This window comes from Pseudomonas sp. MWU347 (genome assembly GCF_017947305.1).
Taxonomy (GTDB): Bacteria; Pseudomonadota; Gammaproteobacteria; order Pseudomonadales; family Pseudomonadaceae; genus Aquipseudomonas; species Aquipseudomonas putida_A.
In genome coordinates this window covers 1-14,553 of sequence record NZ_JAFGZB010000006.1, presented here as the reverse complement: position 1 = coordinate 14,553, position 14,553 = coordinate 1, and the positions used below count along the sequence as shown (strand labels likewise).

Here is a 14,553-nt window from a genome sequence, read left to right as displayed (position 1 = left end):
TGCCTGCAAAGGAATGCCCACCGCAATGAATTTTTCTCTCAAGCGCCTGGCCGCTGCCAGCCTGATCCTGGCCAGCTTTTCTGCGTTCACCCTGCCCGCGCAGGCCAACATCACTCCGCAACAGAGCGCAGCCATTCTCAAGAGTTTCGATGAGGCGAGCCTCACCGACTTCCGCCAGTTTCTGGGTGCCGTAGGCAAGAGCGACCTGGGTAAAACCGACAACCTCGGCCCGGCAATCAACGCCTTTCTCGACAACAAGACCCCGAGCGCGGAACAGCAGAACGAGATCTACCGCCTGCTGGGCATTTACACCCGCGCCAAGTACGGCAAAGCCGCCCTGGAAACCCTGCGCGAACTGGTGGAAATCCCGACCTTCCAGAAAGAAGGCGTGGCCCAGCACGACAATCCGGAGTTCATCAAGATCGCCGAAAAGATCAAGAACCTGGCCGAATCGTTCAACCTGAAGTTCCGCAACGTCGACAACCGCGTCTATGAAATCTCCCTCGACGGCAGCCGCGACGAAGTCGTGGGCATTCACGCGCATGCCGACGTGGTGCCGGTCACCCCGGAAAACTGGGTGCTGAAGGACGGCACCAAACTCGACCCGTTCAAAGTCACGCTGATCGGCGACCGCATGTACGGTCGCGGCACCGAGGACGACAAGAACGGCATCGTCGTCGCGATGTACGCGATGAAAGTGATCAAGGAAGAAAAGCTGCCGCTGGCACGCAACTTCAAACTGCTGGTGGACACCACCGAAGAAACCACCGGCGACGCGATCCCGTATTACTTCGAACACAACCCGACGCCGAACTACAACATGGCGCTGGACGGTGGCTACCCGGTGGTCATTGCCGAGAAAGGCTACGGCACGGTCATGGCCAATTTCCCGCTGCGCAAGGCTGAAGGCAGCGGCGCAGAAATCATCTCGATGACCGGCGGCCTGGCAACCAACCAGATTCCATCGGTTTCGGTGGCGACACTCGTCACCGACAAGCCTGAGCAACTGGCTGCGAGTCTGCAGAAAGCCGGCAGCGAATACGCGAAAAAACACGGTGGTGACTTCGAAGTCGCGGCCAAGGTTGACGGCAAAGACGTCAAGCTGAGCGTCACCGGTGTGTCAGCGCACTCCTCCGAACCCGAGTCCGGCGTCAACCCGGTCGCGCGGATGCTCGACTTCATCAACAGCCTCGACGGCAAGGTGGCGCTCAAGCACAACCAGATCACCGACGCTGCACGCTATGCGTCCACCAACTGGGGCCTGGATTATCTGGGTAAAAAACTCGGCGTGGGCTTCTCCGATTCGTTCATGGGTCCGCTGACCACCTCGCTGACCTACGTCGGCGTGGACGACAAAGCCTTCAAACTGGCAGTCAACCTGCGCGTGCCGAAGGGCAAATCGCCAGAAGTGCTGAAGAAGGAAATCGCTGACAAGCTCGCCGCCTGGAGCAAGAAATCCCACGTTGCCGTGGACTTCACCTACTCGATCGCCGAACCGATGTACCGCAATCCGGAAGGTGAATGGGTCAAGGCACTGCTGGCGGTGGCCACTGAAAACCTCGGCATGAAGCACGAGTTCGGCACGTCTGCCGGCGCGACCTCGGTGCATGAACTGCCGAACGGCGTGCAATTCGGCCTGGCCCGGCCTGAAGTCAAATACACCGGGCATACCGATGGCGAGTTCAAGACGGTTGACCAGTTCCTGCTGGATCTGCAGATCGTCACTGAGATGATGGGCCGTGTCGGCCAGCTACCGAAGCTCTGATAAGGCATGGGCCCGTGATTCAGCGGGCCTGACGTGAAAACAAAAAAGGACCCGAAGGTCCTTTTTTGTTGCGCGACAAATGCTGCACAAACAAAAACGCCGATCATCACTGATCGGCGTTTTTGTGAAATTGGAGCGGGAAACGAGACTCGAACTCGCGACCCCGACCTTGGCAAGGTCGTGCTCTACCAACTGAGCTATTCCCGCATTGGCGTCCCCTAGGGGACTCGAACCCCTGTTACCGCCGTGAAAGGGCGGTGTCCTAGGCCACTAGACGAAGGGGACAGGCTACAACTTTCACTAATAAAAACGCCGCTCACTGAGCGGCGCTTTTAGAATTTGGAGCGGGAAACGAGACTCGAACTCGCGACCCCGACCTTGGCAAGGTCGTGCTCTACCAACTGAGCTATTCCCGCAAATGGCGTCCCCTAGGGGACTCGAACCCCTGTTACCGCCGTGAAAGGGCGGTGTCCTAGGCCACTAGACGAAGGGGACACGCTACCCGGAACACATGGTGTGTGTTTCGGTGTCCAGACCCGCATCCGAAGACTTGGTTCTGGTTTCACTCAGCCCCGCCCAAAAGCAGTGCTGTTTAAAATTGGAGCGGGAAACGAGACTCGAACTCGCGACCCCGACCTTGGCAAGGTCGTGCTCTACCAACTGAGCTATTCCCGCATTGGCGTCCCCTAGGGGACTCGAACCCCTGTTACCGCCGTGAAAGGGCGGTGTCCTAGGCCACTAGACGAAGGGGACACGCTACAACATTCACTCCCTGCCGCGTTTCGCTGTGTGCTTTACGCTGCAAGTGGCGCGCATTCTATGGATGGTTTGAGAGGTCGTCAACCCCCGAATATAAATTTATTTAAATCAATGACTTCGACCTGCTTTACGGGAGCATTCGGGCTTTTCCGTCGCCCGACGATTGACGCCTATATTCCGCCACCCGCCAAGGCGTTATAGTCCGCAACACAATGATGGCAATCTGCGCACCTTGCGCCAGCATTCATATAAGCAGTGTGCAGCCGATATAGACAGAAGCTGCTGAATCAACTCGTCGAGCGGCGCTGGGCGCCTGAATGTCCAGCCACTACACTCGCATGCGAACCCTATAAAGAGGTCTTACCGGTGACACCACTCATGATCACCCTGCTAGTCATAGCCGGGATCGCAATTCTGATCGCCATTGGCTACATGAACCATGTGGTGGAAAACAACAAACTGGAGAAGGCCCGCACCAAAGTCGAACTCAACGACCGCCTGCGCCGCTGCGGCGAGCTGACCGAAACCTTCCCCGGCCAGTTCATGACCCCGGCACTCAAGCTGCTGCTGACCCGTCTGGAACTGAACGTCTGCCAGCGCCTGCTGAACCTGGAAAAAACCAGCGCCACGACCAAGGCCCGAATCACCGAACTCAGCGCACTGGTGGCCCAAGGCGAATCGATCCCGGTCAACAACCCGCCGGCACCGATCCTGACCGAAGCCAAAGCCAAGGACGTCCGCTTCCTGCTCGAAGCCCTGCACGGCCAGATCACCCGCGCCGCCCATGACGGCTTCCTGCCACCGAACGAAGCCAAACACTGGATCAAGGAAGTCCGCCACATCCTGGTCCTGCTGCACATCGAATTCTTCAACAACCTCGGCCAACAATCCCTGCAACAAAACCAACCCGGCCAGGCCCGCCTCGCCTTCGAACGCGGCGTGCAATACCTGCGCAAACAGCAAGACCCGCAGATGTACTCGGAACAACTGCAATACCTGGAAAAACTCCTGGCCCGCGCCAATGCCCAGGTCATGGACAAGATTGCCCCGGTTGAAGGCGAAGTGAACCAGTTGACCGAAGGCCTCAAAGAAGTCGAAGCCGATGCGGACTGGAAGAAGAAAGTGATTTACGACTGATGGTCGAGAGTTGAGAGAAGCCACCGGGAGGTGGCTTTTTTGTGGGTGATGGGCTGACTGCCATTGAGAACATTCAGTTAGAGATTGGTTGGCAGTCAGGCCTCTTCGCGAGCAAGCCCCCGCTCCCACAGTGGGCATGAGTTTATTCAGTTGGAGACTGGTCGGCTGTCAGGCCGCCATCGCTGGCGAGCCAGCTCCCACAGTTGGAATGGGGGCGCTCAGTTGGAGACTGGTCGGCTGTCAGGCCGCCATCGCGAGCAGGCTCACTCCTACAGAAGAGCGAGATAGTGCACCGCCTCGCTCTTCACCACTCAAATGGCCGAGTGTCAGCTCGCCGAAAGCTCTTGATCTTGCCGTGCCGGCCCCGTCGGCAGGCTGAGTGGAGGGGTTTATCCGGGGGTGGGAGCGCAGCGACCGTTTGGCGCAGCCAAACACATCGAGAGGAGGTGCAGCGAAGCAAACCGGAGGCGATGCGCCCGGATGAATCCCGCAGCGAAGGAACCCGAGCCTAAGCGAGGGCCGAACGCCGGGGCCAAGCCTTTTGCTTACTTTTCGGCGTCTGGAAAAGTGAGCCGCTGTAAGAGCGGAACCATAAGAAGCCGTTACCGCAGCAACGGATATTCACCCAAAACCCCCAGAACCTGGTCGGCCCAGAGGCCGCCAAGTCAAAGCCGAAAATGCCCAACCATCCCCTTGAGCTCCCCCCCCAACCGCGCCAGCTCAACACTCGAAACCGCATTCCCCCGCATCGCCATCGAAGACTGATCCGCACTCGCACGAATACTCGTAACACTGCGATTGATCTCCTCAGCCACCGAGCTCTGCTCCTCCGCCGCCGCCGCAATCTGCTGATTCATCTGCTGAATCAACGAAACCGCCGCCGCAATACTGCCCAGCGCACTCTCGGTCTGCAGCGCATCACTGACCGCCAGCTTCACCAAGTCACCACTGCTCTGAATCTGCTGCACCGACGAATGCGCCGCCGAACGCAACGCACTGACCAGCCGCTCGATCTCCTCAGTCGATTGCTGCGTACGCCGCGCCAACGCACGAACCTCATCAGCCACCACTGCAAAGCCCCTGCCCTGTTCCCCGGCCCGCGCCGCCTCGATCGCGGCGTTGAGCGCCAGCAGATTGGTCTGCTCGGCAACGCTCTTGATCACATCCAGCACCGTACCGATGTTCTGGATCTGCGCACTGAGGCTTTCAATGCTCGAACTTGCCGACGTCGCCGAATCCGCCAGTTGCTCGATCCGCACCATGCTCTGGCGCACCACCTGCTGCCCGCTCTCGACCTTGGCATCCGCCGTTTGTGCGGCCAGCGCGGCCTCCTCGGCATTGCGCGCCACGTCATGCACGGTGGCGGTCATCTGGTTCATGGCCGTGGCCACTTGCTCGGTCTCTTCCTTCTGGCTGTTGACCTCAAGGTTGGTCTGCTCGGTGACCGCCGACAGCGATTGCGCGGAACTGGCCAACTGCTCGATGCCCGCCTGCAAACCGCTGACGATCGTGCTCAGCCCAGTGCCCATCTGCTGCATCGCCAGCATCAGTTGCCCGATCTCATCACGCCGGGTGACCTCCACCCTCGCACTCAAATCCCCGGCCGCAATCTGCTGTGCCACCCGCATCACAGTGCGCAACGGCGCGACGATCAACCGGGTAATGACCCACGCGGCAATCAGCCCGACCAGCAATGCCAGCGCCGAAGAACCGATGATCAACACCGAGTTTTTCTTCAATTCCGCCTGCATCGCGCCGTCCTCGGCGCCATACGCCTGATCCACGCGCTCCATCACCTGCGCCGCACGCTGGTGCAACTGTTCGTAGACGGTTTTTTCCTGGGCCAGCAGGCCGGTGTACTCGGCGAGCTTGTCGTTGAAACCGGCGATGTGCCCGGACACTTCATTGAGTACCGTCAGGTAGCCCTCATCCTTGACCGTGGTCTTCAACTGCTCGGCCTGAGCCTGCGCCTGGGCGGCCTGCTCGATATTGCCCTTGCCGGCACTGTCGGCATCGCCCTTGCGGCTCTGATCCAGACGAACCCGCGCCTCGTTCATCGCCTGCAACATCAGCCGCGACACCTGGCTGACCTGGCTGGCCTGTTCGATGAACTGTGCGCCGTCCTTGCCTTCGGTGTCCTTCAAGGTATACGCGCCATCATCGGCCAGACCGGCCTGCAGTACGTCCAGGTTATTGGCCACGCTGGACACCGACCAACTGGCCATTTCCAGCGCCAGATCCTTGGCCTGGGTCAGCGAGACAAACTCATCGAAAGCCTTGCGATAAGCGCCCAGTGCCTGTTCGACATCGCTCATCACCGCCACGTTGGCCGGGGATTGCGCCTTGAGTTGCGCCGCCTGGGCCAGCAAACCGTCTACGCCTTCGTGCAAGGCATCGACGGTTTTCGGGTTGCTGTGCAGCGCATAGTCCTGCTCCAGCAGCCGCACCTTGAGCAGTGCACTGTTGAGCGACGACATCTGCTTCAGCCCATCGAAGCGCTGACTGATGGTCTGCAGGGACCAGACACCAATGGCAGCCACCAGCGCAGTCAACAGCAGCACCAGCACGAACCCGATACCCAGTTTCTTCGCCATACCGAGGTTGGCAAAACGTCCTTGCACGGCGGAAATCATTGCGCGAAGCCCCCTGCCAAAGTCTGTTGCCGAAGATTCGCAACGGCCATGGAGCAGCACAAGTCTCTGGCGTCGGAATAATGGCAAAAAGCTACGCACGCGTCGTTTTCAGAACGCTTGAGGTCGATTCACACCGGTACTGCGAAAAAACTGCCGGGCCCTCGGATCACAGGCATAGGCCACGTTGATCCGCTGCCACTCACTGGGTTCGCCACTCGGACTGAAGGCCCCCGGGTCGCAAAGGCTGACACCATTGCACTGCGCCTGACTGTGCAAGCGGCCAGTATCGCCCAGCGGGGCACGGGCCCAGATGAACAGGCCGCCACACGGCTTACCGAAGACCTCCCAGTCGGCGTCTTCCAGCGCCTGCAACGCGGCGACCCGATCGGTATTCAACCGTTGACGCTGGCGCTGGACCATTTTGCGATAGGCGCCATTGGCCAGAAGACTGGTCAGCACCGCCTCATTGAAACTCGAAGCGCCCATGCTACTGATCATCTTGATTCGCCCCAGCCGCGCTATCAGCGCTGGCTCGGCGTACACAAACCCGACGCGCAGCGAGCTGCTCAGTGTCTTGGAAAAGCTGCCGACATAGATCACTCGCTCATCGAGTGCCGCCAGGCGTGTGCCATTGCCATTGTGCAGGTCGGCGTAGACATCGTCCTCGATCACTCGCACATCGTGAGCGTTGCACAACCGCAGGATCTGTTGGGCAACGCCAAGGGTCAGGCAAGAGCCGGTGGGATTGTGGTGGTGACTGTTGATGAACATCGCGACCGGCCGGAACTGCCGCAACAGTGCTTCCAGCGCCTGGGGATCCGGCCCGCTCGGCGTGCGGCGCACTTCCAGCAACTGCACGCCGTACAGGCGCAACAGCTCGAACAGCGGCGCATAGCCCGGGGTTTCGACGACAACGCAGTCACCGGCCTTCAACAATGTGCGCGCGAGCAGATCAAGCGCCTGGCTCGCACCGGAGGTCGTCAGCACCTGTTCATCCAGAGCCTCGACGCCGATCAGCCTGAGGCGTTTGACGATCTGCTCGCGTAACGCCGGCAGCCCCAGCGGGCTGCTGTAATTGAACAGACTCGCCATGTCGGTACGGGCCACCTGACGGATCGCATAACTCAGGTCGTCGGATTCACGCCAGCTCTGCGGCAAGCCTCCCTCGCCGAGTTTCAACCCGCTGTGTGCCTGCCCGCAGTCAATCCCGATCACCCCACCGCCCTGCGCGGCCACCATGAACCCGGCGCCCTGACGCGGGGCCAGAACGCCTTGCGCCACCAGCCGTTCGCAGGCTTCGGCCACACACGACTGACTCAGCAGATTGGAGCGCGCAATCTGCCTGACGGAGGGCAAGCGCGTGCTCGGCGCCACACCGCTTCGCGAGATCCACTCAGTCATGCCATCAACAATCTGCTGTACGACCGGCAACATTGCCTGTCGGTCAATTCTCAATTCCATGAGCACGCAAACTCCTGTCCATTTTGCTGGCGGCAGTAAATCACAGCCGCGTCGCTCAGGCTGTGCGACAACGCCGTCAAAAGCAGCCGTTCTAACCGTTTGATACACATTGTTTAGCGGTTTAACGGAACGGGCGCCCAGCAACAGGAAAACCCGCACTGAGGCGGGCTCCAGAGTCTTGCCACTCAGCGTCAGAAAGCCGTGACGCCGCCATCCACGGCCAAGGAATGACCGGTGGTAAACGCCGCGCCATCGCTGCACAGATACAGCACGGCGCTGGCGATTTCCTCGACCTTGCCGATGCGCCCCACCGGGTGCATCGCGTTGGCGAACTCGCCTTTCTTCGGGTCAGCCTCGTAAGCGCGACGGAACATGTCGGTGTCGATCACCGCCGGGCACACGGCGTTGACGCGGATTTTCTTCTTCGCGTATTCGATCGCCGCCGACTTGGTCAGGCCGATCACCGCGTGTTTCGACGCCGCATAAATGCTCATCTTCGGCGCCGCACCAAGCCCCGCCACCGACGCGGTGTTGACGATCGCCCCGCCGCCCTGAGCGAGCAACAACGGCAACTGGTACTTCATGCACAACCACACACCTTTGACGTTGACGCCCATGATCGCGTCGAACTCGTCCATCGAGCCGTCGGCCAGTTTGCCTTGCTCGATTTCGATCCCGGCATTGTTGAAGGCGTAGTCCAGGCGACCGTAGGTATTGATCACCTCGTCCATCAGATTCTTCACTTCGCTTTCGACGGTAACGTTGCAGCGTACGAAGGTCGCTTCGCCGCCGGCTGTACGAATCAGCGCCACGGTGCCTTCGCCCCCTGCCGTGTCCAGGTCGGCCACCACCACTTTCAAACCTTCGGCGGCGAACGCCTGGGCGGTCGCCCGGCCGATACCGTTGGCCGCTCCGGTGACTACGACCACTTGGCCGGAAAACGTCATGCTCATTGTTATGTCCTCGAAGGGAGAGATGCAGGAGGGATTTGCAGACTCGCAGCATAGTCACCGGGGCCCGTCCCGAGTCAGCACTATCAGAAGGCTGTTTATGCCTTCATCCGTCGCAGTGATAAAAGCCTGTGGGCCACTATCACTGCACTGGATCATTGCGCATTCGCCACATCAGCCGACCTTGCAGCATTGGCCTTGAGGGTCTATCAACAAGGCTTCATACAGTTCGAGTGCCTGCCATGACCAGTCAGACCAATCGCCAGTTCCTCCTCGCCAAACGCCCGGTGGGGGCTGCGACCCGTGAGACCTTCACCTACCAGGAAGTCCCGGTCGGCGAACCGGGCGCTGGTCAGATACTGGTGAAAAACCAATACCTGTCCCTCGACCCGGCCATGCGCGGCTGGATGAACGAGGGCAAGTCCTATATCCCGCCGGTAGAAATCGGTGAAGTCATGCGCGCCTTGGGCGTGGGCCAGGTCATCGCTTCGAACAACCCGGGCTTTGCCGTCGGCGACTACGTCAACGGCGCCCTCGGCGTGCAGGATTATTTCCTTGGCGAACCCAGAGGTTTCTACAAAGTCGATCCGAAACTGGCGCCGCTGCCGGTGTATCTGTCCGCCCTTGGCATGACCGGCATGACCGCCTACTTCGCCCTGCTCGACGTCGGCACACCGAAAGCCGGTGACACCGTGGTGTTGTCCGGGGCTGCCGGCGCGGTGGGCAGCATTGCCGGGCAGATCGCCAAGATCAAAGGCTGCCGGGTCGTCGGCATCGCCGGTGGTGCCGACAAGTGCAAGTACCTGATCGATGAACTGGGCTTCGACGGCGCCATCGATTACAAGCACGAAGATGTACTGGCCGGACTCAAGCGTGAGTGCCCGAAAGGCGTTGATGTGTATTTCGATAACGTCGGCGGCGAGATCCTCGACGCTGTGCTCAGCCGTCTGGCGCCGAAAGCCCGGGTGGTGATCTGCGGCGCCATCAGCCAGTACAACAACAAGGAAGCGGTCAAAGGCCCGGCCAACTACCTTTCATTGCTGGTCAACCGTGCGCGCATGGAAGGCTTTGTGGTGATGGACTACGCCGCGCAGTACGCCAGTGCCGCGCAGGAAATGGCCGGCTGGATGGCCAAAGGGCAGCTCAAGAGCAAGGAAGACATCGTTGAAGGTCTGGAGACCTTTCCGGAGACGCTGATGAAATTGTTCAGCGGGGAGAATTTCGGCAAGTTGGTGCTGAAGGTCTGAAACTTAACGCGACAACACACCAAAAGCACTGTGGGAGCGGGCTTGCTCGCGAATGCGGTGGATCAGTCGATATCAATTTCGACTGATCCACCGCATTCGCGAGCAAGCCCGCTCCCACATTATTGGATCTTGCGTGTTTGATCAGGCCAGTTCGGCCACGACCGACGCCAATGCCTTGGCCGGATCCGCCGCCTGGCTGATCGGACGGCCGATCACCAGATAATCGGAACCGGCATCCAGCGCCTGACGCGGGGTCAGGATACGGCGCTGGTCATCTTGCGCACTGCCCGCCGGGCGAATCCCCGGGGTCACCAGTTGCAGCGACGGGTGCGCCGACTTCAGTGCGGTGGCTTCCAGCGCCGAGCACACCAGACCGTCCATCCCGGCCTTCTCGGCCAGCGCAGCCAGACGCAGCACTTGCTCCTGCGGTTCGATATCCAGACCGATACCGGCCAGATCCTCACGCTCCATGCTGGTCAGCACGGTCACACCGATCAGCAACGGCTGCGGGCCGCTGCGCTTGGAAAGCTCTTCACGGCAGGCGGCCATCATGCGCAGACCACCGGAGCAATGCACGTTGACCATCCACACGCCCATCTCGGCAGCGGCTTTCACCGCCATCGCAGTGGTGTTGGGGATGTCATGGAATTTCAGGTCGAGGAACACCTCGAAGCCTTTGTCACGCAGGGTACCGACGATTTCCGCGGCGCAACTGGTGAACAGTTCCTTGCCCACTTTGACCCGGCACAGTTTCGGGTCCAACTGGTCGGCCAGCTTCAGTGCGGCGTCACGAGTGGGGAAATCCAGGGCGACGATGATAGGAGTCTGGCAGGCGGACATGGATGGGCTCTCAGGCAAGTCGAAATCGGCGCGCATTGTAGCGGAAGCGGCGCCAGCGCGGCACCCGATGATCGGTAAATCGTCGCCGCAAACGTGATCAGCATAGCGCTCGCGGCTATTGTGTCGAACCCGATACACAACCGACACGCCGCCAACAAGCGCCCGCGCTAGCCTCGCCAGCCGCAACACGTCCTTACATCAGCACTTCCCGCCTCACGGCAGGACGCCTATGCTGAAACCACCACCTCGCAGCCCATCTTTGTGGTTGGCGGCCTACTGGCAGATGAACAGCCCCATGCACAACACCCAGACCACCGTGACTGATGAGCATAAAGACGACAAGCGCTGGAGCATCCGCGCGCTGATCGTCGATGACGATGTGCCGATCCGCGAGCTGATGATCGACTACCTCGCGCGCTTCAACATCCACGCCAGCGGCGTCACCGACGGCGCAGCCATGCGTCAGGCGATGCAGGCCGAGCATTTCGACGTGGTGGTGCTCGACTTGATGCTGCCCGGCGAAGACGGCCTGTCGCTGTGCCGCTGGCTGCGCGCCGAATCGGACATCCCGATCCTGATGCTCACCGCCCGCTGCGAACCCACCGACCGCATCATCGGTCTGGAACTGGGTGCCGATGACTACATGGCCAAACCGTTCGAACCCCGGGAACTGGTGGCGCGGATCCAGACCATCCTGCGCCGTGTGCGCGATGACCGCACCGAACAGCGCACCAACATCCGCTTCGACAACTGGCGCCTGAACAGTGTGCTGCGGCAGCTGATCGCCGACGATGGCCTGGTGGTGCCGCTGTCCAACGCCGAATTCCGCCTGCTCTGGGTCTTCATCGAACGCCCGCGCCGGGTACTCAGCCGCGAACAACTGCTGGATGCCGCCCGTGGCCGCTCGATCGAGGCGTTCGACCGCAGCATCGATTTGCTGGTGTCGCGCCTGCGGCAAAAACTTGGTGACGACCCGAAAGCCCCGCAGTTGATCAAAACCGTGCGCGGTGAAGGTTACCTGTTCGACGCGCGAGACATCGGCTGATGCGAGCGCGCTTCGACACGCTGTTCGGCCGCCTGTTTGGCATGCTGTTCGTGGCGATCGTCCTGGCGCACCTGCTGGCCTTTGCCTGGTTTCATCACTATGGGCCACCCCCACCGCCGCCCCCGCCGGAGTTTGCCGAGGCCGTCGACGGCCAACGGCCACCGCCGGATCCGCGTTTCGCCCATCGCCCGCCGCGTCCGTGGTTCGGCGGGCCGCTGGTGCCGCTGACCTTCCAGTTCATCTCGCTGATGATTGCTGCGTGGTACGGCGCCAAACTGCTCAGCCGGCCGATCCAGCGCCTGAGCGATGCCGCCGAACGCCTCAGCGAAAACCTCGACAGCCCGCCGCTGGACGAGTCCGGCCCGCGTGAGGCACGACAGGCGGCGCACACCTTCAACCTGATGCAACAACGCATTCGCGAACAGGTGCAGCAACGGGCACGCATGCTCGGCGCCGTCTCCCACGACCTGCGCACTCCGCTGTCGCGGTTGAAGCTGCGCCTGGAACAGATCGACGACGAAAAACTGCAAGGCCAGATGCGCCAAGACCTCAACGACATGATCGGCATGCTCGACGCCACCCTCACCTACTTGCACGAACAGCGCACCAGCGAAGCCCTGCAGTTGATGGATGTGCAGGCGCTGGTCGAATCGTTGTGCGAGAACGCTCAGGATCAAGGTGCAGACGTTGAAGTCAGCGGCCATTGCGCACCGCTGCAGGTGCAGCCGATGGCGCTGCGCTCGTGCATCAACAACCTGATGGACAACGCCCTGCGCTACGCCGGACAGGCACGCATCGAACTGCAGGATCAACGCGAGCAACTGCTGATCCGCGTGATCGACCACGGCCCGGGGATTGCCGAAGACAAGCGCGAGGCGGTGTTCGAACCGTTCTTTCGCCTGGAAGGCTCGCGCAACCGCAACTCCGGCGGCGTCGGCCTGGGCATGACCATCGCCCGTGAAGCGGCGCAGCGTCTGGGTGGTCAGTTGAATCTGGAAGAAACCCCGGGCGGCGGCTTGACCGCAATCATCCGCCTGCCGCGCACTTGAGAAACACACCTATCCCCCGTGGGAGCGGGCTTGCTCGCGAAAGCGGTGTGTCAGTCGACTTCTGTGTTGAATGATCGGCCGCCTTCGCGAGCAAGCCCGCTCCCACAGGTTTCAGTGGTGTTCACTCCATCGTGTATACCCACCGGTACAAAGCCAAAACACCCAGGACATCTTGCCCCTTGAGTCTGCACAAGCCGGTACACCCACCGGTTTTACAGTCCAAGGAGTGAGCCCATGATCGGTAGCGTCAGCAACTACACGAGCTATACCAGCACCAGCAGCACACAGAACGCCCGCAGCCAACAACTGCAAAAGCAGCTGTTCGCCAAACTCGACAGCAACGGCGACGGCGCGGTGGACCAGGACGAACTGAACAGTGCCCTGTCGCAGAAATCCGGCGACGGCCTGCTGGTCAACCTGAGCAAGCAATTCGGCGATCTGGACAGCGACGCCAGCGGCAGCCTCAGCGCCGAAGAAATGACCGCGATGGCGCCTCCGCCGCCACCTCAGGATCAAGCACCGAACACCGACCTCGCCGACGCCCTGATCAGCGCCCTCGACGCCGATGGCGACGGCGCCATCAGCAGCGACGAACTGCGCAACGGCCTGACCAGCGCCGGCAGCAGCGCCGACAGCAACCAAATATTCTCGGCCCTGGACAAGAACAAGGACGGCACCGTCAGCCAGGACGAACTCACCGCCAGCCTCACCCCACCACCGCCACCTCCGCCGCAACAAGCCTCCAGCAACGAACTGTTCAGCCAACTGGATGCCGATGGTGACGGCAGCATCAGCGAGACCGAACTGAGCAGCGCGTTGCAAAGCAGCGACAGCGCCTCGACGAGTAGCACTGATACCAGCGCTGCATTGCTCAAGGTACTGGACAGCGACAGCAGTGGCGGCGTGAGCAGCGACGAACTGAAAGCGGCGCTACAGGCAGGTCGGGAACACCCGCCCGAAGAACAGACCGCCAGCACCCAGACCACCAGCGAAGCGCTGAACCGGATGATTGCCAACTTGAGCAAACAGTACTCGCTCGACAATGCCGCGCCGGTGGGCAAATACCTGAATGTGGCGACCTGAGATGAAGTCGTGATGGATGATCGTTTCCATGCAGTAGTGTGGGAACGGTCATTTGGGTGTAACCGTGAGAGGTTGGTTGCCTGATATGCCTCTTCGCGAGCAGGCTCACTCCTACAATTGGATGGAGTGCATTCAGTTGGAGATTGTTCGGCTATAAGGCCGCCTTCGCGAGCAAGCCCGCTCCCACAGTTGGATTGGGGGTGGTCAGTTGGAAATTGGTCGGCTGTAAGGCCGCCATCGCCAGCAGGCTGGCTCCCACAATTTTTAACTGTATGCACCGCACGCGGCGAAGCCGCCCCACTCAATGGCCGAGTGTCAGCTCGCCGAAAGCTCTTGATCTTGACCTACGGGCGACATCGGAAGGCTGAGTGGAGGGATTGATCCGGGGGTGGGAGCGCAGCGACCGTTTGGCGAAGCCAAACACAGCGAGAGGAGGTGCAGCGAAGCAAACCGTAGGCGCTGCGCCCGGATCAATCCCGGAGCGAAGGGACCCCGAGCCCCAGCGAGCGGGCCGAACGTAGGAGCAAGCGTTTTGGGTTACTTTTTAGGCGTTTGTAAAAAGTGACTCGCCGTAAGGGCGAAAC

Annotated in this window: 10 protein-coding genes, 6 tRNA genes and 1 pseudogene; 7 read left to right on the top strand and 10 right to left on the bottom strand. The window is 60.8% G+C overall.

Features of this window, described 5'->3' with window-relative positions:
- Window positions 1-25: 25 nt before the first annotated feature.
- Window positions 26-1,765: a dipeptidase gene (locus KCG87_RS14255; protein ID WP_210558156.1), complete on the top strand. Its 1,740-nt coding sequence runs from the start codon at window positions 26-28 to the stop codon at window positions 1,763-1,765.
- Window positions 1,766-1,896: 131 nt separating this feature from the next.
- Here the strand turns inward: KCG87_RS14255 and KCG87_RS14250 are convergent.
- From KCG87_RS14250 to KCG87_RS14225, 6 genes are all read right to left on the bottom strand, one after another.
- A tRNA-Gly gene (locus KCG87_RS14250) sits at window positions 1,897-1,972 on the bottom strand.
- Window positions 1,973-1,974: 2 nt separating this feature from the next.
- A tRNA-Glu gene (locus KCG87_RS14245) sits at window positions 1,975-2,050 on the bottom strand.
- A gap of 55 nt (window positions 2,051-2,105) precedes the next feature.
- Window positions 2,106-2,181 (bottom strand) — tRNA-Gly (locus tag KCG87_RS14240).
- A gap of 3 nt (window positions 2,182-2,184) precedes the next feature.
- Window positions 2,185-2,260, bottom strand: a tRNA-Glu gene (locus tag KCG87_RS14235).
- Window positions 2,261-2,364: 104 nt separating this feature from the next.
- A tRNA-Gly gene (locus KCG87_RS14230) sits at window positions 2,365-2,440 on the bottom strand.
- 2 nt (window positions 2,441-2,442) lie between these two features.
- Window positions 2,443-2,518: transfer RNA gene (locus KCG87_RS14225), tRNA-Glu, on the bottom strand.
- A gap of 384 nt (window positions 2,519-2,902) precedes the next feature.
- Here KCG87_RS14225 and KCG87_RS14220 point away from each other — a divergent pair.
- Window positions 2,903-3,661, top strand: coding sequence for a hypothetical protein (locus tag KCG87_RS14220; protein WP_171061878.1), 759 nt, complete (start codon window positions 2,903-2,905; stop codon window positions 3,659-3,661).
- Window positions 3,662-4,326: 665 nt separating this feature from the next.
- On the opposite strand, the gene KCG87_RS14215 is transcribed toward KCG87_RS14220, so the two are convergent.
- The 3 genes from KCG87_RS14215 to KCG87_RS14205 form a co-directional block, all read right to left on the bottom strand.
- Complete coding sequence (locus tag KCG87_RS14215; protein WP_210558154.1) at window positions 4,327-6,294, bottom strand: methyl-accepting chemotaxis protein; 1,968 nt, start codon at window positions 6,292-6,294, stop codon at window positions 4,327-4,329.
- Between the two features lie 108 nt (window positions 6,295-6,402).
- Window positions 6,403-7,755: a PLP-dependent aminotransferase family protein gene (locus tag KCG87_RS14210; RefSeq protein ID WP_210558151.1), complete on the bottom strand. Its 1,353-nt coding sequence runs from the start codon at window positions 7,753-7,755 to the stop codon at window positions 6,403-6,405.
- A 191-nt stretch (window positions 7,756-7,946) separates the two neighbouring features.
- The gene (locus KCG87_RS14205; RefSeq protein WP_027612323.1) at window positions 7,947-8,708 is read right to left on the bottom strand and encodes an SDR family oxidoreductase; all 762 of its coding nucleotides are present in this window, start codon (window positions 8,706-8,708) and stop codon (window positions 7,947-7,949) included.
- Between the two features lie 239 nt (window positions 8,709-8,947).
- Between KCG87_RS14205 and KCG87_RS14200 the strand changes: the two genes are divergently transcribed.
- Window positions 8,948-9,952 (top strand): NADP-dependent oxidoreductase, encoded by a 1,005-nt coding sequence (locus tag KCG87_RS14200; protein WP_210558149.1) that lies wholly within the window; start codon window positions 8,948-8,950, stop codon window positions 9,950-9,952.
- Between the two features lie 141 nt (window positions 9,953-10,093).
- Here the strand turns inward: KCG87_RS14200 and pyrF are convergent, their stop codons facing one another.
- Entirely contained in the window at window positions 10,094-10,792 is a 699-nt protein-coding gene (gene pyrF, locus KCG87_RS14195; protein WP_047295723.1) for an orotidine-5'-phosphate decarboxylase, read from the bottom strand.
- A 283-nt stretch (window positions 10,793-11,075) separates the two neighbouring features.
- Here pyrF and KCG87_RS14190 point away from each other — a divergent pair, with 283 nt between their 5' ends.
- The 4 genes and pseudogenes from KCG87_RS14190 to xopAW all read left to right on the top strand — a co-directional run bounded on the left by KCG87_RS14190 (window position 11,076) and on the right by xopAW (window position 13,969).
- Window positions 11,076-11,837, top strand: a complete 762-nt coding sequence (locus KCG87_RS14190) for a response regulator (RefSeq protein WP_210558146.1) — start codon at window positions 11,076-11,078, stop codon at window positions 11,835-11,837.
- Entirely contained in the window at window positions 11,837-12,886 is a 1,050-nt protein-coding gene (locus tag KCG87_RS14185; RefSeq protein ID WP_210558144.1) for an ATP-binding protein, read from the top strand. Before KCG87_RS14190 ends, KCG87_RS14185 begins: the two co-directional genes overlap by 1 nt.
- A gap of 18 nt (window positions 12,887-12,904) precedes the next feature.
- A pseudogene (locus KCG87_RS27615) lies at window positions 12,905-13,000 on the top strand (DUF4381 domain-containing protein); the annotation flags it as partial.
- 120 nt (window positions 13,001-13,120) lie between these two features.
- A complete protein-coding gene (xopAW, locus tag KCG87_RS14180; RefSeq protein ID WP_210558141.1) occupies window positions 13,121-13,969 on the top strand; it encodes a XopAW family type III secretion system calcium-binding effector in 849 nt (282 codons plus the stop codon).
- Window positions 13,970-14,553: the final 584 nt, after the last annotated feature.

Coding starts and splice junctions, on each gene's coding strand:
- KCG87_RS14210 (WP_210558151.1), bottom strand. CDS start 7,755: ATGGAATTGAGAATTGACCGACAGGCAATGTTGCCGGTCGTACAGCAG.
- KCG87_RS14215 (WP_210558154.1), bottom strand. CDS start 6,294: ATGATTTCCGCCGTGCAAGGACGTTTTGCCAACCTCGGTATGGCGAAG.
- KCG87_RS14185 (WP_210558144.1), top strand. CDS start 11,837: ATGCGAGCGCGCTTCGACACGCTGTTCGGCCGCCTGTTTGGCATGCTG.
- KCG87_RS14205 (WP_027612323.1), bottom strand. CDS start 8,708: ATGAGCATGACGTTTTCCGGCCAAGTGGTCGTAGTCACCGGAGCGGCC.
- pyrF (WP_047295723.1), bottom strand. CDS start 10,792: ATGTCCGCCTGCCAGACTCCTATCATCGTCGCCCTGGATTTCCCCACT.
- xopAW (WP_210558141.1), top strand. CDS start 13,121: ATGATCGGTAGCGTCAGCAACTACACGAGCTATACCAGCACCAGCAGC.
- KCG87_RS14220 (WP_171061878.1), top strand. CDS start 2,903: ATGATCACCCTGCTAGTCATAGCCGGGATCGCAATTCTGATCGCCATT.
- KCG87_RS14190 (WP_210558146.1), top strand. CDS start 11,076: ATGAACAGCCCCATGCACAACACCCAGACCACCGTGACTGATGAGCAT.
- KCG87_RS14200 (WP_210558149.1), top strand. CDS start 8,948: ATGACCAGTCAGACCAATCGCCAGTTCCTCCTCGCCAAACGCCCGGTG.
- KCG87_RS14255 (WP_210558156.1), top strand. CDS start 26: ATGAATTTTTCTCTCAAGCGCCTGGCCGCTGCCAGCCTGATCCTGGCC.